The organism is Aeromonas sp. QDB30 (assembly GCF_027707645.1).
GTDB classification, from domain to species: Bacteria; Pseudomonadota; Gammaproteobacteria; order Enterobacterales; family Aeromonadaceae; genus Aeromonas; species Aeromonas caviae.
Map to the genome: position 1 here is coordinate 1 of NZ_JAPCIY010000033.1, position 18,921 is coordinate 18,921.

Annotated in this window: 18 protein-coding genes; 7 read left to right on the forward strand and 11 right to left on the reverse strand. The window is 61.9% G+C overall.

Features of this window, described 5'->3' with window-relative positions; genetic code table 11:
* Together PG896_RS11610 and PG896_RS11615 are read left to right on the forward strand one after the other, a co-directional pair.
* Nucleotides 1-216 (forward strand): hypothetical protein (locus tag PG896_RS11610; RefSeq protein ID WP_223933732.1); only part of this gene is annotated, 216 nt, incomplete at its 5' end.
* Nucleotides 217-369: 153 nt separating this feature from the next.
* On the forward strand, nt 370-909 hold the full coding sequence (locus tag PG896_RS11615; RefSeq protein WP_041212350.1) for a gamma carbonic anhydrase family protein: 540 nt from the start codon (nt 370-372) through the stop codon (nt 907-909).
* A 77-nt stretch (nt 910-986) separates the two neighbouring features.
* Here the strand turns inward: PG896_RS11615 and polA are convergent, their stop codons facing one another.
* Nucleotides 987-3,740, reverse strand: a complete 2,754-nt coding sequence (gene polA / locus PG896_RS11620) for a DNA polymerase I (RefSeq protein ID WP_270835740.1) — start codon at nt 3,738-3,740, stop codon at nt 987-989.
* A gap of 401 nt (nt 3,741-4,141) precedes the next feature.
* Here polA and elbB point away from each other — a divergent pair, with 401 nt between their 5' ends.
* Complete coding sequence (gene elbB / locus PG896_RS11625; protein WP_103244038.1) at nt 4,142-4,792, forward strand: isoprenoid biosynthesis glyoxalase ElbB; 651 nt, start codon at nt 4,142-4,144, stop codon at nt 4,790-4,792.
* A 72-nt stretch (nt 4,793-4,864) separates the two neighbouring features.
* On the opposite strand, the gene PG896_RS11630 is transcribed toward elbB, so the two are convergent.
* The 4 genes from PG896_RS11630 to fieF all read right to left on the reverse strand — a co-directional run bounded on the left by PG896_RS11630 (nt 4,865) and on the right by fieF (nt 8,297).
* Complete coding sequence (locus PG896_RS11630; protein ID WP_010672454.1) at nt 4,865-5,074, reverse strand: cell division protein ZapB; 210 nt, start codon at nt 5,072-5,074, stop codon at nt 4,865-4,867.
* A 221-nt stretch (nt 5,075-5,295) separates the two neighbouring features.
* Nucleotides 5,296-6,576: a hypothetical protein gene (locus PG896_RS11635; protein WP_010672453.1), complete on the reverse strand. Its 1,281-nt coding sequence runs from the start codon at nt 6,574-6,576 to the stop codon at nt 5,296-5,298.
* Between the two features lie 21 nt (nt 6,577-6,597).
* Nucleotides 6,598-7,377, reverse strand: coding sequence for a serine O-acetyltransferase (cysE, locus tag PG896_RS11640; RefSeq protein ID WP_010672452.1), 780 nt, complete (start codon nt 7,375-7,377; stop codon nt 6,598-6,600).
* Between the two features lie 8 nt (nt 7,378-7,385).
* Nucleotides 7,386-8,297: a cation efflux pump FieF gene (gene fieF, locus PG896_RS11645; RefSeq protein ID WP_043155671.1), complete on the reverse strand. Its 912-nt coding sequence runs from the start codon at nt 8,295-8,297 to the stop codon at nt 7,386-7,388.
* Between the two features lie 87 nt (nt 8,298-8,384).
* On the opposite strand from fieF, the gene PG896_RS11650 reads away from it, so the two are divergent.
* The 3 genes from PG896_RS11650 (at nt 8,385) to trmL (ending at nt 10,964) form a co-directional block, all read left to right on the forward strand.
* Nucleotides 8,385-9,077: a response regulator gene (locus PG896_RS11650; protein WP_103244037.1), complete on the forward strand. Its 693-nt coding sequence runs from the start codon at nt 8,385-8,387 to the stop codon at nt 9,075-9,077.
* Entirely contained in the window at nt 9,074-10,429 is a 1,356-nt protein-coding gene (locus PG896_RS11655) for an ATP-binding protein (protein WP_103244036.1), read from the forward strand. Before PG896_RS11650 ends, PG896_RS11655 begins: the two co-directional genes overlap by 4 nt.
* Before the next feature lie 70 nt (nt 10,430-10,499).
* Nucleotides 10,500-10,964 carry a tRNA (uridine(34)/cytosine(34)/5-carboxymethylaminomethyluridine(34)-2'-O)-methyltransferase TrmL gene (trmL, locus tag PG896_RS11660; RefSeq protein WP_103244035.1) on the forward strand — a complete coding sequence of 155 codons (465 nt, stop codon included), beginning with the start codon at nt 10,500-10,502 and terminating at the stop codon, nt 10,962-10,964.
* A gap of 31 nt (nt 10,965-10,995) precedes the next feature.
* Here trmL and dinF read toward each other — a convergent pair whose 3' ends face one another.
* The 4 genes from dinF to lexA all read right to left on the reverse strand — a co-directional run bounded on the left by dinF (nt 10,996) and on the right by lexA (nt 14,472).
* Complete coding sequence (gene dinF / locus PG896_RS11665) at nt 10,996-12,366, reverse strand: MATE family efflux transporter DinF (RefSeq protein WP_161470368.1); 1,371 nt, start codon at nt 12,364-12,366, stop codon at nt 10,996-10,998.
* A gap of 14 nt (nt 12,367-12,380) precedes the next feature.
* Complete coding sequence (locus PG896_RS11670; RefSeq protein ID WP_270835741.1) at nt 12,381-13,016, reverse strand: SCO family protein; 636 nt, start codon at nt 13,014-13,016, stop codon at nt 12,381-12,383.
* A 190-nt stretch (nt 13,017-13,206) separates the two neighbouring features.
* Nucleotides 13,207-13,416 carry a hypothetical protein gene (locus tag PG896_RS11675; RefSeq protein WP_080560358.1) on the reverse strand — a complete coding sequence of 70 codons (210 nt, stop codon included), beginning with the start codon at nt 13,414-13,416 and terminating at the stop codon, nt 13,207-13,209.
* Nucleotides 13,417-13,845: 429 nt separating this feature from the next.
* Nucleotides 13,846-14,472 carry a transcriptional repressor LexA gene (gene lexA / locus PG896_RS11680; protein WP_010672444.1) on the reverse strand — a complete coding sequence of 209 codons (627 nt, stop codon included), beginning with the start codon at nt 14,470-14,472 and terminating at the stop codon, nt 13,846-13,848.
* A gap of 204 nt (nt 14,473-14,676) precedes the next feature.
* Here lexA and plsB point away from each other — a divergent pair, with 204 nt between their 5' ends.
* Complete coding sequence (gene plsB / locus PG896_RS11685) at nt 14,677-17,100, forward strand: glycerol-3-phosphate 1-O-acyltransferase PlsB (protein WP_114523353.1); 2,424 nt, start codon at nt 14,677-14,679, stop codon at nt 17,098-17,100.
* Between the two features lie 280 nt (nt 17,101-17,380).
* Here plsB and ubiA read toward each other — a convergent pair whose 3' ends face one another.
* Nucleotides 17,381-18,244, reverse strand: a complete 864-nt coding sequence (gene ubiA / locus PG896_RS11690) for a 4-hydroxybenzoate octaprenyltransferase (protein WP_010672442.1) — start codon at nt 18,242-18,244, stop codon at nt 17,381-17,383.
* On the reverse strand, nt 18,241-18,792 hold the full coding sequence (locus PG896_RS11695) for a chorismate--pyruvate lyase family protein (protein ID WP_042879173.1): 552 nt from the start codon (nt 18,790-18,792) through the stop codon (nt 18,241-18,243). The genes ubiA and PG896_RS11695 overlap by 4 nt, the downstream gene beginning before the upstream one ends.
* Nucleotides 18,793-18,921 lie beyond the last annotated feature (129 nt).

The following is an 18,921-nucleotide window of genomic DNA, read 5'->3' on the forward strand; positions in this document are numbered from 1 at the left end:
GAAAATCAAAAATTGTTTTTGATGCTCGATGCTGTGAGTGCCCACACAGATTGCTTGATTCAAATTGTTAAAGAGCGACGCAGCTTTTGGCTGCTGCGGGAGTGGCATTCTACTCAACCGCCTTCTCGAGTCAAGCCTTATTTTTACAGGCTTTTCGAGACTACCGACCGGGTTGTTTGCGTTGCCGCTTGCCCTGTCGATGGAGGCGCATTATAGGGAGCGAATTCGTTCTGGCAACCCCTCCTCTGCAATAAAATTGCAAAAATCGGCACTTTTTTAGTTATTCATATCCAAACACAGCTTTTATACAAACTTATCCACAGAAACCGGTGTCATCTTGCTAGAATGGCCGAAAACAAGGAGGCCAAGATGGACTTGCGACTGAGACCTTACAAGGGAAAATGCCCGCAACTGGGCAAACGGGTATATGTGGATCCCTGCGCCACCCTGGTGGGGGATATCCAGCTGGGTGACGATGCCAGCATCTGGCCCATGGTGGCCGCCAGAGGGGACGTCAACCATATCCGCATCGGTGCGCGCAGCAACATTCAGGACGGTACAGTGCTGCACCTGACCCGCAAGAGTGCTGGCAATCCTGGCGGCTATCCGCTGCTTATCGGCGAGGATGTCACGGTCGGACACAAGGCGATGCTGCACGGTTGCACCATAGGCGACCGGGTACTGGTCGGCATGGGTGCCATCCTGCTGGATGGGGTGATCGTTGAAGACGATGTGATGATCGGGGCGGGCAGCCTGGTGCCGCCAGGCAAGCGGCTCGAGGCCGGCTTTCTTTATATGGGCAATCCCGTCAAGCAGGCCCGCCCTCTCAAGCCGGCCGAGATCGCCTTCCTGAAGACTTCGGCCGACAACTATGTGCTGCTCAAGGATGAATACCTGCAAGAGGCCTGACCCTGCAGCCACAAACAGGAAGCCCGGCATGATGCCGGGCTTCTCTTCTTATATAGCTATGTGACCATCAGACAGGATCAGTGGGCCTGATCCCAGTTGTCACCGGTGCCCGCTTCCACCACCAGCGGCACATCCAGTTCGGCCGCACCCGACATCTTCTCCTTGATGAGGGCGATGTACTCTTCCAGCTTCTCTTCGCGGATCTCGAACACCAGTTCATCGTGTACCTGCATCAACATGCGGATCGACTCGTCTTCAATCCCACGGATCCAGCCATCCACGTTGATCATGGCCCGTTTGATGATGTCGGCAGCGGTGCCCTGCATGGGAGCGTTGATGGCGGCCCGTTCGGCCGCCTTGCGCAGACCGGCGTTGCGGGACTTGATATCCGGCAGATAGAGGCGACGGCCAAACAGGGTTTCGACATACCCCTGGACGTCCGCCTGCTGGCGGGTACGCTCCATGTACTCCAGCACACCCGGGTAGCGTTCGAAGTAGAGATCCATGTACTTCTGCGCTTCGGCGCGACCGATCCCCAGCTGCTTGGCCAGACCGAAGGCACTCATGCCATAGATGAGACCAAAGTTGATCGCCTTGGCACTGCGGCGCATGTCGCTGGTCACCGCATCGAGCGCGACCCCGAACACCTCGGCGGCGGTCGCCTTGTGGATGTCCTTGCCCTCGGCGAAGGCGGTCAGCAACCCCTTGTCACCAGAGAGGTGGGCCATGATGCGCAGCTCGATCTGGGAGTAGTCCGCCGCCACCAGCTTGTAACCGGCGCACGGAATGAAGGCCTGCCGAATGCGGCGCCCCTGTTCGTTGCGTACCGGGATGTTCTGCAGGTTGGGATCGGTGGACGAGAGCCGACCGGTCGCCGCCACCGCCTGATGATAGGAGGTGTGCACCCGCCCGGTCTGCGGCTTGATCATCAGCGGCAGCTTGTCGGTGTAGGTGGACTTGAGCTTGGCCAGCCCACGGTGCTCCATCAGCAGTTGCGGCAGCTCATAGGTCTCCGCCAGCTCGGCCAGCACCTCTTCCGCAGTGGATGGCGCTCCCTTGGGGGTCTTTTTGATGATCGGCAGCCCCAGCTTGGTGAAGAGGATTTCACCCAGCTGCTTGGGCGAGGAGAGATTGAACTCCTGCCCGGCCAGCTCGTGGGCCTGCTTCTCCAGCTCTGCCAGACGCACTTCGATCTCCTGGCTCTGCTGATGCAGCAGCTTGGGCTCGATGGTGGTACCGAGTCGCTCCATCCGCGCCAGCACCGGCAGCAGCGGCAGTTCGATCTCGCTGAACACCTTGGCAAGGCCCGGCTCGGCAGAGAGCTTGCCCCACAGTGCCTGATGCAGACGCAGGGTGATGTCGGCATCTTCCGCCGCGTAAGGAGCCGCCTGCTCCAGTTCGATCTGGTTGAAGGTGAGCTGCTTGACCCCCTTGCCAGCAATGTCCTCGAACGAGATGGTCTCGACGTTCAGATACCTGCGGGCCAGGGAATCCATGTCGTGGCGGCTGGCGGTAGAGTTGAGCACATAGGACTCGAGCATGGTGTCGTAGGCGATACCCTGCAGCTCGATGCCGTGGTTGAGCAGCACGTTGTGATCGTACTTGAGGTTCTGCCCCACCTTGAGACGGGCCGGATCTTCCAGCAGCGGCTTGAGCTTGCCCAGCACCACGGCCTCGGTCAGCTGTACCGGCGCCCCCAGATAGTCGTGGCCGAAGGGCACGTAGGCCGCCTTGCCCGGCTCGATGGCAAAGGAGACGCCAACGACGCGCGCTTCCATATAGTCGAGACTGGTGGTCTCGGTGTCGAAGGCAAACAGCGGCGCCGCCTGCAACCGTGCCAGCCACTCATCGAATTCGGCCTCATCCAGGATGCAGCGATAGTCGGTTTCGATGGCGGCTGCCGGGGCGGCGCCTTCCTCATCACTTTCGGCTTCGCTCTCCTCAGCGCCACCGGACTCCAGCTCTTTGATCAGGTTGCGCAGCTCATACTCGCGATAGACCGCCAGCAGAGCCTCTTTGTCGATGGGGCCAAGCTGCAACTCTTCCAGGCTCTGCTCCAGCGCCACGTCGGTCTTGATGGTGGCCAGCACATAGGAAAGGCGCACCTGCTCTTCCTGCTCGCGGAACTTGTCGGCGAACGCCTTGGAGCCACGGAAGCCGAGCGCAGCCACCTTGTCGAGGTTGGCGGCGATCTCGTCGATGCTGCCTATCCCCTGCAACAGAGCCAGTGCGGTCTTCTCGCCGACACCTGTCATGCCGGGAATGTTGTCCACCTTGTCCCCCATCAGCGCCAGGTAATCGATGATGAGCTCGGGCGGTACGCCGAACTTCTCGATCACCCCTTCCCGATCGGTCTTCACATCCTTCATGGTGTCGATCAGGGTGACATGGTCGGAGACCAGCTGCGCCATGTCCTTGTCGCCGGTGCTGATGAGCACAGGCAACTGTTTCTCGGTCGCCTGACGGGCCAGAGTGCCGATCACGTCGTCAGCCTCCACCCCTTCGACCATCAGGAAGGGGAAACCCATCGCCTTGATCATCTGGTGGATAGGGGCGACCTGGCTGCGCAGATCGTCCGGCATGCTGGCGCGTGTTGCCTTGTATTCGGGATAGATGTCGTCACGGAAGGTCTTGCCCTTGGCGTCGAACACCACGGCCACGTGGCAGTCAGGGTACTGCTTGCGAAGGCTGCGCATCATGTTGGCCATGACACGGACGGCGCCGCTAGGCAAGCCGGTCGAGGTGCGCAGATCGGCCTGCTGCGAGGCAAAGAAGGCGCGGTAAAGATATGAAGAGCCGTCGACCAGAATAAGAGGATTGCTAGAGGCCATGAAAATCGTCCTGCCAAGAATAAACAGCCGCTAGGATGCCACAGGGCCCGCACCACACCAAGGGGACTCCCACCATCACCCCGGCGCACCGGTGGGGCACATTGCTGTGGATAACTCTGTGCTCAAAAATGGCACCATTGCATCACGGCCGTGACAAATCTGTGGATTAAAACAAAAAATATCTTTTAAAACATTGCGTTGAGAACATGAAAACTCAACATGACACACTCATCATGATCTCGATCAATGTGGAAAAAAATTCAAGGGGGGTACTGAGGCAGGATCCAAAACGAAACAATCCTAGCACAGGGAGATGACTTGACCAGCGGAGGTCGAACGATAACCATACAAAAGTACAACAATCTACCCTGGCTCACATTTTCAACAACGAGGAGTCTGTCATGAAAAAAGTGGCCGTGATCTTGAGTGGTTGTGGCGTGTTTGACGGCGCCGAAATCCACGAGGCCGTCATCAGCCTGCTGGCGCTGGCCCGTCAGGGAGCATCCGTTCAATGCTTCGCCCCCAATGTCCCTCAGCTTCATGTCATCAATCACCTGACCGGCGAGGTCAGCGAGGGAGAGAACCGCAACGTGCTGGTCGAGGCGGCCCGCATCTGCCGCGGCCAGATCAGAGATGCGGCTGAACTGGATGCAGCCGACTTCGACGCCCTGCTGGTGCCGGGCGGCTTCGGCGCCGCCAAGAACCTGTGTGACTTCGCCATCAAGGGCGCAGAGTGCCGCATCCAGCCGGATGTGCTGAAGGCCTGCCAGAGCTTTGCCAGAGCCGGCAAACCGGCCGCCTACATCTGCATCGCACCGGCCATGATCCCGCTCATCTATGGGGCAGGCACCCTGGCCACCATTGGCAACGACGAGGGCGCCGCCAACGCCATCGAAGCCATGGGTGGCAGTCATCTCGACTGCCCGGTGAGCGAATTCGTGGTGGATCAGGAGCGCAAGGTCATCTCCACCCCTGCCTACATGCTGGCCAACAATATTGTGGAGGCGGCGGACGGCATCGAGAAGACCGTCAAACAGCTACTGGCACTCTGATTGCCCGGCAGACCAAAACAAGCGGGCCGCTCAAGGAGCGGCCCGCTTTCATTCCGGTCAGTCTAGACGGGATCAGATGGCATCGCCCATCTGGTCCATCTTGCCCAGCAGGGCACGCAGACGCTCTTGCCAGGCAACGTGCTCGTTGCGCAGTTGGTGGTTTTCGTCTTGCAGCTTGCTGTTCTGCTCTTTCAGCTCGTCCAGCTCCATCTTCAGCAAGGAGATGTTGTCGACGGCGGATTGTACTTTGGATTCGAGTTGCTCAAGGACTTCTAGTGACATATGCATACCTGTATGTTCAATTGCGATGCCCCACAGAGGGCGATTCAAGCGCGTGGAGCCAGCATACCCTGATGCGCTCGGCACAAACAAGCCAGCACGTTGCAAAATGCGCCCTGCGGCCCGGTATTGCTTAAATATGCGTCGGTTTTTCTCGCAGGCAGCAGGAACCTCGATCCCGGGCGTCCGCCGTGGCATAACCCGCCCTCCTGCCGATGCCGTCATCAGCCATGCAAGGCGATGAAGCCCCCCATCATCAGACAGGCCACGGCGTACATCAGCAGGCCGTAGAGCAGGTTCCAGCGCAGCAGCAGCCCGGCGCTCAGGTTGTAGCGGGACGCCAGCGCCAGATTGGAGCCGGAGAGCGGGCTCGTCCCGGTCGCCAGCCCCCACCCCATGAGGAAGCACATGCCAAGCAGGCTGGGATCCGGTGCCAGCGGCCAGAGCAGCGGCGCCACCCCCGAGATGCTGATGAGAGGATGCACGCCCACTATGGCCACCAGGAAGATCAGCAGCAGGGTCAGGCAGGCTTCCAGCCAGCCGAAGTGGTTGAACAGCGGCAGGCCGTGGCCACTGCCAAAGTCCAGTACTGACAGCGCGCTGTTGATGCCAGCCGCCAGCAGGCCGGCCCCCAGAAACAGCACAAGCTGGCCACCGATAGCCGGGAAGCGCTCCACCACCTGGCGCTTGAGAGCTGCCCCTCGCCCCGCTTGCGGCATGAACAGCAAGGCCAGCAAGGGCGCCACCAGGGCGATCACCGCCAGAATGCTGAGTCCGGGCCAGAAACGGTGGATCACCAGCACCAGCAGTGCCAGGGTCACCGGTAGCCCCAGGGTCTGGAGCCGCAGCGGATAGCCTTCAAAGGTCTCCACACCGAGTCGCTCTACCTGCCAGGCCGTCAGCCCCATGGCCAGCAAGGCCGCCAGTATGCCAAAAGGCAGTATGCTGCCCAGTTGCAGACCCGGTGCATAGGTGAGGGCCACCGCCATGGCGACGAAGAAGGGGGACCAAAACGCAGCCGCACAGAAGATCCGGCTCAGCACCATGACCTGACGCCGCTCCAGCGTCCCGTTGCGCTCCAGCCGATCGCCGATGATGAAGAGCACCGAAAGATTGATGACGGCCCCCAGCAGATTGAGGCTGGCCATGGTGCTCCACAGCCCCTTGCGACCGGACCAGGAGGCGGTGCCTGTCAAGAGGCCGGAGGTAGCCAGATTGAGGGTGCTCACTGCGGCAAACATGGTCAGCATGTTGATGTTCGGCAAGAGCCAGTCACCTGGGCTGAGGCTGGCCCCCCGCCACCAGGAAAAGAGCAGCAGCAGGAGCGCCGCGCCGTAGAGGGCCAGCGCCTGGCGCCGTGCGGCACCCACCAGCCAGGGCCAGGTGAGCAGGGAGGCGGCCCAGGCCGCGATGGCGGCGGGCCAGGGGGAGAAGTCCAGATAAAGGTGCAGCAGGTTGAGCAGCCACATCCCCAGGATCAGAAAGCCTGACCAGCGCTTGACCATACAACGGCCTCGGTCAGGGGATCAGAGGCACTGATCCATGTCCAGGGAAGGTTTGTCGCACTCGGGGCGGCCCACAATCCTGGCGGGCACGCCAGCGACCGTGGTGTGAGGCGGCACCGGGTTGATCACCACGCTGCCGGCACCGATCTTGGCACCGACGCCCACCTCGATGTTGCCGAGCACCTTGGCCCCCGCCCCTATCATCACCCCTTCCCGGATTTTGGGGTGACGATCGCCACTCTCCTTGCCGGTCCCCCCCAGAGTCACACTCTGAAGGATGGAGACGTCGTTCTCGATGACGGCGGTTTCGCCGACCACGATACCGGTGGCATGGTCAAACATGATGCCCTTGCCGATGCGGGCGGCCGGGTGTACATCCACGCCGAACACCACGGAGATCTGGTTTTGCAGATAGAGCGCCAGGGCACGGCGTCCCTGACGCCACAACCAGTTGGCCACCCGATACCCCTGAAGAGCATGGAATCCCTTGAGGTAGAGCAGCGGGGTGGAGAAGAGGTCGACCGCCGGGTCGCGATCCTGCACCGCGCAGATGTCGGCGGCCACTGCGGCCAGCAGCTCGGGCTCGCTGCGCAGGGCCAGCTCGATCACTTCCCGCAAGGCTATGGCAGGCATGGTGGTGCTGTCGAGCTTGTTGGCGAGCTGGAAGCTCAGCGCCGAGCGCAAATCCCGGTGATTGAGAATGGTGGAATGAAAGAAGCTGGCCAGCATGGGCTCCTGGGCCGCCATGCTCTGCGCTTCCTGCTGAATTTTTTGCCAGGTTCTGGCAACCAGATCATCCATGTTGCAGCCTACTGTTGTTCAGGGTGAGTGCTTTGTCGTTCTTTTGTCAGCACCGAGATGGGGTCCATGTGAATGATCACATCCATCCGCTCGAAGGCCTGGCGGACGGCCAGTTCAGCCTCGTCGGCTATCTGATGGGCCCTGACCAGAGGCAGTTGATCATCGAGTTCCAGATGCAACTGCACGAAACGGGTCGGCCCGGATTGGCGGGTACGCAGGTCATGTACGCCATGCACCCCCTCTACGGCGCAGCAGAGGGCCATTATTCTCGCTTGTTCCTCCTCTGGCAACTGACGATCGAGCAGGGCCTGTACCGATTCGTAACCGATATGGACGGCCCCCCACACCAGGAACAGACCGATCAGAATGGCAAACAGGCCGTCGGCCCAGTACCACCCCTGCCCCGCCAGCACCAGTGCTACCAGCACGCCGCCATTGAGCAGCAGGTCGGAACGGTAGTGCAGCATGTCGGCCTTGATGGCCACACTGTTGGTCTTGCGGATGACAAAGCCCTGGAAGCTCACCAGCAACAGGGTCAGCACGATGGAGCCGACGCTGACCCAGATCCCCGCCTCCAGGCGCACCACGGGCACCTGATTCAGCATCGACGAGATGCCGTGCATCACCAGCAGCAGGGCGGACCCCGAGATAAAGGCCGACTGCACCAGACCCGCCAGGGACTCCGCCTTGCCGTGGCCGAAGCGATGCTCTTCGTCGGCAGGTGCCAGCGCATAACGGATGGCCAGCAGATTGATGAGAGAGGCGCTGATGTCCATGAAGGAATCGGTCAGGGATGCCAGCAGGCTGGATGAATCCGTCATCAGCCAAGCGATCAGTTTGCCCAGGATGAGCAGGGTGGCGGTGGTCACAGCGGCCATGCTGGCCAGGGTAACCCAGCGGGAATAGTGTTGGTGGCTCAAAACCGGCTTTCCTCCGACGCGTAAAAACTTATTATACCCTGACCCGGACGTCAGTTTGGCGTGCAAAATCAACAGAGTGACTCCCAGATGAACAAAATACTCCTGGTCGACGACGATCTCGCACTGACCCAGCTGCTCACCGAAATCCTGACCCTGGAGGGGTTTGAGGTCACCGTCGCCGAGGATGGGGAAGAGGGATTGCAGCGACTGGCAGAACAGGCTTTCGACCTGGTGCTGCTGGACGTCATGATGCCCAGACTCAACGGTTTCGCCATGCTGACCCGGCTGCGCAAGACCCACGACACCCCGGTGTTGATGCTGACCGCCCGTGGCGACAGCCAGGATCGGGTCAACGGGCTGGAGGCCGGTGCCGACGACTATCTCGCCAAGCCGTTCGACGACAGGGAACTGCTGGCCCGGGTGCGTGCCATCCTGCGTCGGACCCAGAGCCAGGCTCCCCAGCGCGGAGCCCCGGACGAGCTGAGATTCATGGATCTGGTGCTGCAGCCCGGCCTGCAACAGGCTCGCTGCGACGATCAGTTGCTGGAGCTCACTGCCACCGAGTTCGGCCTGCTGGAGTGCCTGCTGCGCAATCCGGGCCAGATCGTCAGCAAGGGCCTGCTCTCCGAGCAGGTGCTGGGCAAGAAGCTCGAACCTTTCGATCGGGCCATCGACATGCACCTGAGCAACCTGCGCAAGAAGCTGCCGGAGCGGGCTGACGGCCAGCCCCGCTTCAAGACGGTGCGGGGACGAGGCTACCTGTGGCTGGAGCAGGCATGAAATCGGCCCGCACCTTCAACGGTCTTTCCACCCAGATCTTCCTCTGGTTCTGGTTCATCCTGCTGCTGGTCGTGGCTGCGGTGGTGATCCTCCCCACCCTGGACCCCCGCAATATCATCCCGCTGCCGGCCCACGAGGTCACCCGTCTCAACAACAACCTGGCGGCGCTGCAACGGGGCGCGGATCCCGAGCAGGATTTCGATCTGGCCAAGGCCATCGATGCCGCGGGCCTCTTGCCGGTGGACAACATCTATCTACGCGATGCCAAGGGGCAGATGCAGTCCAGCACCCGGCTGAGCAAGTTCGTGATCCGTTTCATGCTCGACTCGGACAACCCGGCCAAGCCCATGCTGGGCAGCGAACACCAGCGCGCCATCGCCGGCCCCTTCCAGATGGTCCATCACGGCCAGACCTATCACGTCTATTTCGGTCTGAACGTCGAAAACTCCTACCTGTTCCTCTTCATCCAGATCCTGGATCACCCCATCCAGATCCTGGGCATCGCCATGCTGGTCAGCACCCCGCTCTGTCTGTTGCTCGCCTGGCGCCTGACCCGCCCCATACTGCAGTTGCAGCAGTCGGTCTCCCAACTCGCCCAGGGCAACCTGGAAATACAGATCCCCAACCTGGGTCGGCGCGACGAGATAGGCCAGCTGGCCGAACATGTCAGTCGCATGGTCGACACCCTCAAGGACATGATCCAGAAGCAGAAGCAGTTGCTCTCCGACATCTCCCACGAGCTGCGCAGCCCCCTGACCCGCATCCAGCTCGCACAGGCGCTGATCCGCCGCAAGCAGGGGGACAGCGCCGAGCTGGCGCGCATCGAAGGGGAGATAGCCCGGCTCGACAAGCTGATAGGGGATCTGCTGGATCTGTCGCGGGTGCAGCAACATGTGGAGGCGCCGGTGACGCTGCCCCTGGCGGAGCTGCTGGAGCCCATCCTGGACGATGCCATGTTCGAGGCAAACCAGAACGGCAAACAGCTCAGGCTCCCTTCCCTGCCCGCCGAATCCCTCACCATGTGGCCGGAGCTGCTGGCGCGCGCCCTGGAAAATCCCCTGCGCAACGCCCTCAAGTATGCCCGCGAGTTCATCAAGGTGGACTGGTACCGGGAGGGACGGGAATGGGTGATGACCATACGGGATGACGGCCCGGGCGTGCCGGTGGAGCAGCAGCCCCGGTTGTTCCTGCCCTTCTTTCGGGTGGACGATGCCCGCAACGCCAAGACCGGGGGCACGGGTCTCGGCCTTGCCATCGCCGCCGAGGCGATCCAGCGTCATGGGGGGACCATCCGGGCCAGCAGCAATCAGCCGACCGGACTGGTCATCACCATCCGTCTGCCCATGCCCTGACCTCCCCCTTTTCATCGGCACGGGTGCTGGGTATGCTGGCGCCCGTTTCGCACCAGCCCAGGATCCTTCCATGCTCGATATCGTGCTCTACCAACCGGAAATCCCCCCCAACACCGGCAACATCATTCGCCTCTGCGCCAATACCGGCTACCGGTTGCACCTGATAGAGCCCCTGGGGTTCGAGTGGGATGACAAACGGGTCAAGCGGGCCGGGCTCGACTATCACGAGTTTGCCGACGTCAAGCGCTGGCCTGACTATGAGGCGTTTCTGACGGCCGTCGCCCCCCAACGGGTCTTTGCCTGCACCACCAAGGGACGCACCGCCCACTCGGCGGCCCGGTTTGCCCCCGGTGACGCCCTGCTGTTCGGGCCCGAGAGCCGAGGCCTGCCCATGGAGATCATCGAGAGCCTGCCATTCGAGCAGCGGCTGCGCATCCCCATGCTGCCCCAGAGCCGCAGCATGAATCTGGCCAACGCCGTCGCGGTGTTCGTCTACGAGAGCTGGCGACAGTTCGACTATTCAGGCTCGCTCTGACCGCTGACGATATTGGCAAGACGGCCAGGATTCAGACTGACTGCGCCGCCCCCTGCCCCGCCAGCAGCCGTCCATCACGCTCCAGTCGCCAGCAGAGCCAGCCCAGCGTCAGGCCACGACCGGCCATCAAGGCACTCATGGCGGCCCACAGGGCCGCCACACCCCATCCCTGGCAGAACCACCAGATGGGAAAGAAGCCGGCAAACACCGCCACCAGCATGCTGTTGCGCATCTCCCGGGCCCGGGTGGCGCCGATAAAGACTCCGTCCAGCAGGAAGCACCAGACCGCCAGCAGCGGCATGGCCACCAGCCAGGGGAGCTGACGTTGCGCCTCGGCGATCACCGCCGGTATGTCGGTAATGTGGCGGATGAGCCAGTGTCCCCCCAGGGCAAACGAGAGGGTGAATGCCAGGGCGATCAGCAGCGCCCAGCCCAGATTGAGGACGATGGCCTCCCGCAGCAGCGGCCGATCACGCCGCCCGATGGCACGCCCTACCATGGCTTCCACCGCATAGGCAAATCCATCCAGCCCGTAGGAAATCAGCATCAGGAAATTGAGCAGCACCGCATTGGCGGCCACCGCCACATCCCCCAGCCTGGCCCCCTGCAGAGTCATGAACACGAAGCAGAGTTGCAGGCAGAGGGAGCGGATGAAAATATCCCGGTTCAGGGCGAGCAGCCGCAGCAGGGCCGGCCACTGGCGCCAGCGCTGCCAGGCGTTGTGCCACACCCCGGGATCAAGTCGGCGCAGATGCCGGCTCACCAGCCAGAACCCCACCCCGAGCGTGCTGTAATCCGCCAGCAGGGACGCTGCGGCCACCCCTTTCACCTGCCAGCCCAATCCCAGCACGAACCAGGCATCCAGCACCATGTTGACGAGATTGCCCAGGATCAGCAGCAGCATGGGACTGCGTGCATCCTGCATGCCCAGCAACCACCCCATGATGACCAGATTGCACAAGGCCGCCGGGGCGCTCCAGACCCGCACCGACACATATTGACCGGCATAGGTCTGTACCTCGGAAGAGCCGCCGCCGAGGGCGATGATGGCAGGCAGGAACGGCAACAACAGGAGCAACAGCACCATGCCCAGTCCGATCGCCAAGCCCAGGGCCCGCGCCAGGGTGTCGAGCTGCCCTTCGGCATGGGCTGCACCTTGAGCCTGGGCGGTCAGCCCTGTGGTGGACATGCGCAGGAAGCCAAGCAACCAGAACAGCAGATTGATGAAGGTCGCACCGACCGACACGCCCCCCAGAAACCAGGCCTGGCCAAGATGACCGATCACCCAGGTGTCCACCAACCCCAGCAAGGGCGTGGTGACGTTGGAGAACACCATGGGCAGGGCCAGGGCGAAGACGGCTCTGTGGCGGCGAGGATCCTTCAGCCAGGCGGGAATCAGCATGGTGTGCGCCGGGATCACTCGCCAGCCAGCCGCACAATGCGCGCGAAGTCGGCCACCATGGCCTGCATGTCCACGTGGGGCACCTCACCCGGTGCCACTTTGGGTCGGAAGGTGGCCACCAGCTTCCCCTCGGGGTTGATCAGCACGATGGAGGCGGAGTGGTCGATCAGGTAGTCCTTGCGATCCCCTTCCACGATGGAATAGACCAGCCCCAGATTGCGGACCAGAGGAAAGAGGGCACTGTGAGGTGCTGTCGCCGCCTTGAACTCGGGCTCGAAGAAGGCGGTATAGCTTTTCAGGCGGGCGCTGTCATCCCGTTGGGGATCCGCCGAGATGAATACCACCTGGCTAGTGGGGGCTATCTTCTTCAACGCCGGATAGACGCTGCGCAGATCCGCCAGCGTGGTCGGACAGACATCCGGGCAGTAGGTGTAGCCGATGAACAGAAAGCTCCAGTGTCCCGTCAGGTTGGCAGGGGTAAAGGGCTGTGCATCCGCATCCGTGAGGGTAAACGGGTTGATGTCTCGCCCCGCCGGGTAGTAATCGGCCTGTTCCGGCACCGCGGGCTGACGCCAGTAATAAGCCGCCGCAATGGCGCCGATGAACAGCAACAGCAGCAGCAGCAGCAGGTAAAAGCGTGGTTTAACCATATAAAACAAAGCCTTGCTTATGTTAGAAGCCCAGGGGGCAAAACCGGTAGGGGTCATTGTAACCCGCCCGCCCCCGCCGCTGGCTAGTCTTGCATCCCGGCGGGAAAGCGTCTGTGCCATGGATAAGCCGCATCGGCGCCAAAACAAGAGCCCCGCTCTGGCGGGGCTCTTGTCTGTACAGGAAGAGGGATCAGGGCCGCAGCCTGTGCTGCGGCTGGGCACGTCTCAGGGGGACGCGCAGCGGGATGACGGGGGCAGTCCAGGGCTCATCCGGCAATCCGATGTCGTGATGACGGCGAAACAGACGAACCAGGCGGACAATCTTGTCTTTGGGGCACCCAAGCCAGATGGTCCAACCATCTCCCTTGTGATAGACCCAGAGCGCATAGAACCATGTCATCCGACTGCCCTTGATGAATCGGGTGATGGAAGATGCGGGCGCTGCGGCCGGCACCGGATCCCACGGCGAGCTTGAAGCCATACCTGTCCTCCTTGCTCAACAGGTCACGCTGACGGGTCTCTTTGTCCCCAACGACGAACCAACCACGGCAGCGTACTGACTGTACGAGTCCCCAGTCTGAGGCGACTCTCCCTTCTGCGCACCGACCCGGCGATCATGCATCCCTGCCATGGCGTACTGCCCGGTGCGACTCCCCCTTCCCTGATCACCGACCATGACAGGGGCCTTATCAAAGGATATATCCGAAATGCATGTCGTGCGGCGAGACTGTGCACAGGAAGGAGAAGCGAAAAGGTGGGGAGGAAGATGCCATCGGCAGATGAAAATGAAGAGGCCTCCCGCAGGAGGCCTCTTCATCGCATCGGATGCTTACATCCAGTCGGCGTTGCGGATCACGCCAACCGCCAGGCCCTCTATGGTAAGGTGCTGACTGGCGAGATCCACCTCGATGGGGGAGAGCTCTTCGTTTTCCGGCAGCAGCCACACCTGGCTGCCCTTGCGCTGGAAGCGCTTGACGGTGACGTCCTCGTCCAGACGTGCCACCACGACCTGGCCGTTGCGTACCTCCTGGGTCTTGTGTACCGCCAGCAGGTCCCCGTCCATGATACCGATGTTCTTCATGCTCATGCCCTGCACCCGCAGCAGGAAGTCTGCCCGCGGGTGGAACAGGGCGGGATCCACCTGGTAGTGGCTCTCGATGTGTTCCTGGGCCAGGATGGGTTCCCCGGCCGCCACCTTGCCAATCAGTGGCAGGCCGTTTTCTTCAGGCTGCACGTCCTCTTCTTCGAGCAGCAGACGAATGCCGCGGGACGTACCCGGCATGATCTCGATGACCCCTTTTTTGGCCAGGGCCTTCAGATGTTCTTCGGCCGCGTTGGCCGACTTGAAGCCAAGCTTCTGGGCAATCTCGGCACGAGTCGGCGGCATGCCGGTCTCGTTCATGTTCGCCTTGATGAGCTCGAGTACTTCAGCCTGGCGAGGGGTAAGGGGTTTCATAGCATGGGCACCTGTCTTTTTATACAGCACACTGGCAGTATATACAGTGCTGGGGCCAAGGCAAGGCGCAACTGGCATTTGTCGCGACCCGACGCACATTTGTCCCTCCCCCCGCCCTGAAGTGCCGACTCATCGTACCTCTCGGCGACAAGCAGTCGGTGATTTGCTATGCTCACGCCGCATTTTTTTGGAGAGCAGACGCACATGTCCCTTGGACAGAAGATATCCAGAGCCATCCTGCAATGGCCGGTCAGCGGCTTGGTCAATCACAAGAGCCTGCCGGAAAACCCCATCACCGAGCTCAAGCTGGATCCGGCCAGACCCATCGTCTATGCCCTGAAGACCAGCTCGATCACCGACCTGATGACCCTGCAACAGTGCTGCGAGGATCTCGGCCTGCCCGGCCCCTTCACGCCGCTGGAGCTGAACGGTCAGCTGCTGCCACGCTACGTCTGTCTGGACCGTCCGCCTCCCCTGTTCGGCACGCGCAACAAGCCGCTCCCCTTCCTGCAGGAGTTCCACCAGCTGCTGGACCTGCACAAGCAGGATCCGGCGCTGGACATCCAGGTAGTACCCGTCACCCTGTTCTGGGGCCGCGCCCCGGGCCGGGAAGGCGAGGAGGCCTCCGGCTGGAACATCATCAGCAGCCTGGCGCCAAACCGCCTGAAGAAGGCGCTGATCGTGATCCTGAAAGGGCGCGAGAACCTGGTGCGCTTCTCCCCGCCCCTCTCTCTGCGCTACATGGCGGACAAGCACGGCACCGACGAGGCCATCGCCCACAAGCTGGCGCGGGTGGCCCGCACCCACTTCAGCCGCCAGCAGCTGGCCGCCACCGGGCCCAAGCTGCCGAACCGCAACCTGCTGTTCAAGCAACTGCTGGATTCGAGCGTGATCCAGCAGGCCATCGAGGAGGAGGCCAGACGGGAAGGGATCAGCCTGGAGAAGGCGCAAAAGCGTGCCCACGGCTACATGGACGAGATCGCCTCCAATTTCTCCTATCGGTTGATCCGCCTCGGCGAAAGCTTCCTTGGCTGGCTGTGGAACAAGCTCTATCGCGGCCTCTCGGTCAACGGAGCAGAGCAGGTGCGTCAGCTGGCCCAGGAAGGGCATGAGATCGTCTACGTCCCCTGCCATCGCAGCCACATGGATTACCTGCTGCTCTCCTACGTCATCTACCACCAGGGCATGGTGCCACCCCACATCGCGGCGGGCATCAACCTCAACTTCTGGCCGGCAGGCCCCATCTTCCGCCACGGCGGCGCCTTCTTCATCCGCCGCACCTTCAAGGGCAATCCGCTCTACAGCACGGTATTCCGGGAGTACCTCAACCTGCTGTTTGCCAAGGGCTACTCGGTGGAGTTCTTCACCGAGGGCGGGCGTTCGCGTACCGGTCGCCTGCTGCCCCCCAAGACCGGCATGCTGGCCATGACCCTGCAGGCCATGATGCGCGGGCTGGACAGGCCGGTCACCCTGGTCCCCGTCTACCTCGGCTACGAGCACGTGATGGAGGTGAATACCTACCACAACGAACTCAAGGGGAGCCGCAAGGAGAAGGAGAGCTTCCTGCAGGTGCTCGGCATCCTGCGCAAGCTGCGCAACTATGGCCGTGGCTTCGTCAATTTCGGCGAGCCGCTGACCCTCAACAGCTACCTCGGCGAACATGTGCCCACCTGGAAGGAGAGCATCGGCCGGGAGGAGCGCCCCGAGTGGATGGCCTCCACCGTCAACCAGCTGGCCGAGCTGCTGATGACCCGCATCAACGATGCCGCCGCCGTCAACGGCTTGACCCTGAGTGCCCTGGCCCTGCTGGCCGCCGAGCGCCACGCCCTGACCCGAGACGAACTCCAGGCCCAGCTCAACACCTATCTGGACCTGCTCAAGCAAGTGCCCTACAGCCCGCACAGCACCATCCCGGACGAGGACGCCAGAACCCTGCTGGAGCAGGCGATGGAGCTCAACAAGTTCGAGGTGAGCGAGGACAAGCTGGGCCAGATCATCAGCCTGGACCGCTATCAGGCGATCCTGCTCACCTACTACCGCAACAACATACTGCACCTGTTCGCCATGCCCTCCCTGGTGGCGGCCCTGATCGAGCGGTGCGAGGGGATCTCCCGCAGCGAGATCGTCGCCCGCTGTGTCGACATCTACCCCCTGCTCAAGACCGAACTCTTCCTGCGCTATGAAGAGGAGGAGCTGCCTGAACTGATCGATGCCCTGCTGGCCGAGCTGTTACGCCAGCAACTGGTCGAGGCCCGCGACGGCGGCTACTGGGTCAACCCCGGCAACCAGATGCGCCTGCTGCTCTTGGCCGAAAGCATCCAGGAGACCCTGCAACGCTACGCCATCGTGCTGACCCGCATGCTGGCCCAGCCCCACATCGAGGCGGAGCAGCTGGAAGCGGACGGCCTGATGATGGCGGAGCGCCTCGGTACCCTGCACGGCATCAACGCCCCCGAGTTCTTCGACCAGAAGCTGTTCAGCACCCTGATCCACACCCTGCGCAGCGAAGGCTATCTGGATCCGGGTTGCAAACCGGATCTCGGCCGCTTCCAGGCATTGGCCGACAACATAGTGCCGCTGCTCAGCAACAAGATCCGCCGCACCATCCAGGCGGGCAACCGGCTCTGAGGCGTCGACACCCAACAAAAAGGCCGCATCATGCGCAATGCTGTTCACTTAAGAGAATTTGAGTTCCAGTCCACGTAGTATCAGGACAAAAAATCGAGGGAGGCATGATGCCTCCCTCTTTCTATTGCAAGCCCCGCTGGATAAAGGCTGGAGGAAGATCGACTGGACACAGCCTTGCCCCCTCAACTCAAATCCAATTTATGAATAATCAGTCAAAAAAGTGCTTATCTGAACAGCATTGCGCATCATGCGGCCTTTTTTCATCCAGGAAGGGGGCGGGTTAGAGGTAGTGAACCATCACCCCGAGCAGCACCAGCGCCCCCACGTAGTTGTTGTTGAGGAAGGCCTGGAAGCAGGCTTCCCGCTGCCGCTCACGGATCAGTCGCTGTTGGTAGACGAACAGCGCCGCCGCCCCCAGCAGTCCCCAGTAATAACCTGACCCCAACCCCATCAGCTGCCCGACCCCCAGCAGGATCAGCAGGGTCGCCAGTTGCAGCGCGCCGATGATCCGCTTGTCGTGACGGCCGAACAGGATGGCGCTCGATTTCAGGCCGAGCTTGAGGTCGTCATCCCTGTCCACCATGGCGTACTCGGTGTCATAAGCGATAGTCCACAGCAGGTTGGCAAGAAACAACAGCCAGGCTTCCGGCGGCAGGGCATTGGCCTGGGCCGCGTAGGCCATGGGAATGGACCAGGAGAAGGCCATGCCGAGCACCAGCTGGGGGATGGGGATGAAGCGCTTCATGAAGGGGTAGCAGACCGCCAGCAGCAGACCGGCAAAGGACAGGCTGATGGTGAGTGGGTTCAACGTCAGCACCAGGGCGAACGAGAGAAGCGCCAGCACGGCGAACAGCACCAGCACTTCCCGCTCGGCGACCCGCCCCATGGGCAGCGGTCGCCCGGCGGTGCGTTTCACATGACCATCGAAGTTGCGATCCGCATAGTCATTGATGACACAGCCGGCGGAGCGCATCAGAAAAACGCCCACCACGAACACGGTCAGGATCCAGGGGTCAGGCAGGCCACCAGCCGCCAGACAGAGCGCCCACAGGGTCGGCCACAGCAGCAGCAGGGTACCGATGGGCTTGTCGATGCGGGCCAACTGCGCATAGGCCAGTCCCCGCTCCTTGGTTAACAGCTTCACTCCAGCTCCTTATCCGATGGCAACGAATGAGACGATAGCGAGGGCAGGAAAAGTTCATGGACCAGCAGTGGCCATTGCCCCAGAAACAGGCGGGAACGACGCCCCCAGACGGTGGCGGCCGGACACCAGGGATTGCTCGCTATCTCGAAACAGGCCAGTTGCAGGTGATCCCGCCGCGCCGGTGCCTCACCGAAAATGCGCTCTCCCAGCGGCTGCTCTCCCAGATCCTGCAAACCGCCCCCCTGCAAGGCCGCTTCGGCAAACAGGGTCCAACCCAGGATGGCAGGCCCGCCATCACCGTGCAGGATCACCTCGCGGCACATGCCCACGGGGGCCGACACCGCCACCAGCGCCTGCTCGTCCACCGTCAGCGACACGGCGCGATTGCCGAGCAGTTGCACCGAGAGATGATGATTGTAACGACGCAGGCGCCGGGTCATGGAATCGGCCTCCAGCAACCAGGGACGCAGCGCCTCGGGCGGTTCGCACTCTGCAGGCGCCCGCCACGGGACGAGCTGGACGAGGGGAACAGTCAACTCGGACTTCACAGCTTCACCATCCGGAGATTTCCGTTGTCAGGTTAAAAACCGGTTTATTATCCGTAAATCAATGGCGAATTGTAAGAACATCCGTGCTTGACGGCCCCGATGGCAGCATCAAAAATGGGGCATCCGTCG

Coding starts and splice junctions, on each gene's coding strand:
- PG896_RS11630 (WP_010672454.1), bottom strand. CDS start 5,074: ATGTCACTAGAAGTCCTTGAGCAACTCGAATCCAAAGTACAATCCGCC.
- PG896_RS11635 (WP_010672453.1), bottom strand. CDS start 6,576: ATGGTCAAGCGCTGGTCAGGCTTTCTGATCCTGGGGATGTGGCTGCTC.
- trmL (WP_103244035.1), top strand. CDS start 10,500: ATGCTCGATATCGTGCTCTACCAACCGGAAATCCCCCCCAACACCGGC.
- PG896_RS11655 (WP_103244036.1), top strand. CDS start 9,074: ATGAAATCGGCCCGCACCTTCAACGGTCTTTCCACCCAGATCTTCCTC.
- cysE (WP_010672452.1), bottom strand. CDS start 7,377: ATGGATGATCTGGTTGCCAGAACCTGGCAAAAAATTCAGCAGGAAGCG.
- plsB (WP_114523353.1), top strand. CDS start 14,677: ATGTCCCTTGGACAGAAGATATCCAGAGCCATCCTGCAATGGCCGGTC.
- PG896_RS11615 (WP_041212350.1), top strand. CDS start 370: ATGGACTTGCGACTGAGACCTTACAAGGGAAAATGCCCGCAACTGGGC.
- PG896_RS11650 (WP_103244037.1), top strand. CDS start 8,385: ATGAACAAAATACTCCTGGTCGACGACGATCTCGCACTGACCCAGCTG.
- polA (WP_270835740.1), bottom strand. CDS start 3,740: ATGGCCTCTAGCAATCCTCTTATTCTGGTCGACGGCTCTTCATATCTT.
- elbB (WP_103244038.1), top strand. CDS start 4,142: ATGAAAAAAGTGGCCGTGATCTTGAGTGGTTGTGGCGTGTTTGACGGC.
- PG896_RS11670 (WP_270835741.1), bottom strand. CDS start 13,016: ATGGTTAAACCACGCTTTTACCTGCTGCTGCTGCTGCTGTTGCTGTTC.
- dinF (WP_161470368.1), bottom strand. CDS start 12,366: ATGCTGATTCCCGCCTGGCTGAAGGATCCTCGCCGCCACAGAGCCGTC.
- lexA (WP_010672444.1), bottom strand. CDS start 14,472: ATGAAACCCCTTACCCCTCGCCAGGCTGAAGTACTCGAGCTCATCAAG.
- PG896_RS11675 (WP_080560358.1), bottom strand. CDS start 13,416: ATGACATGGTTCTATGCGCTCTGGGTCTATCACAAGGGAGATGGTTGG.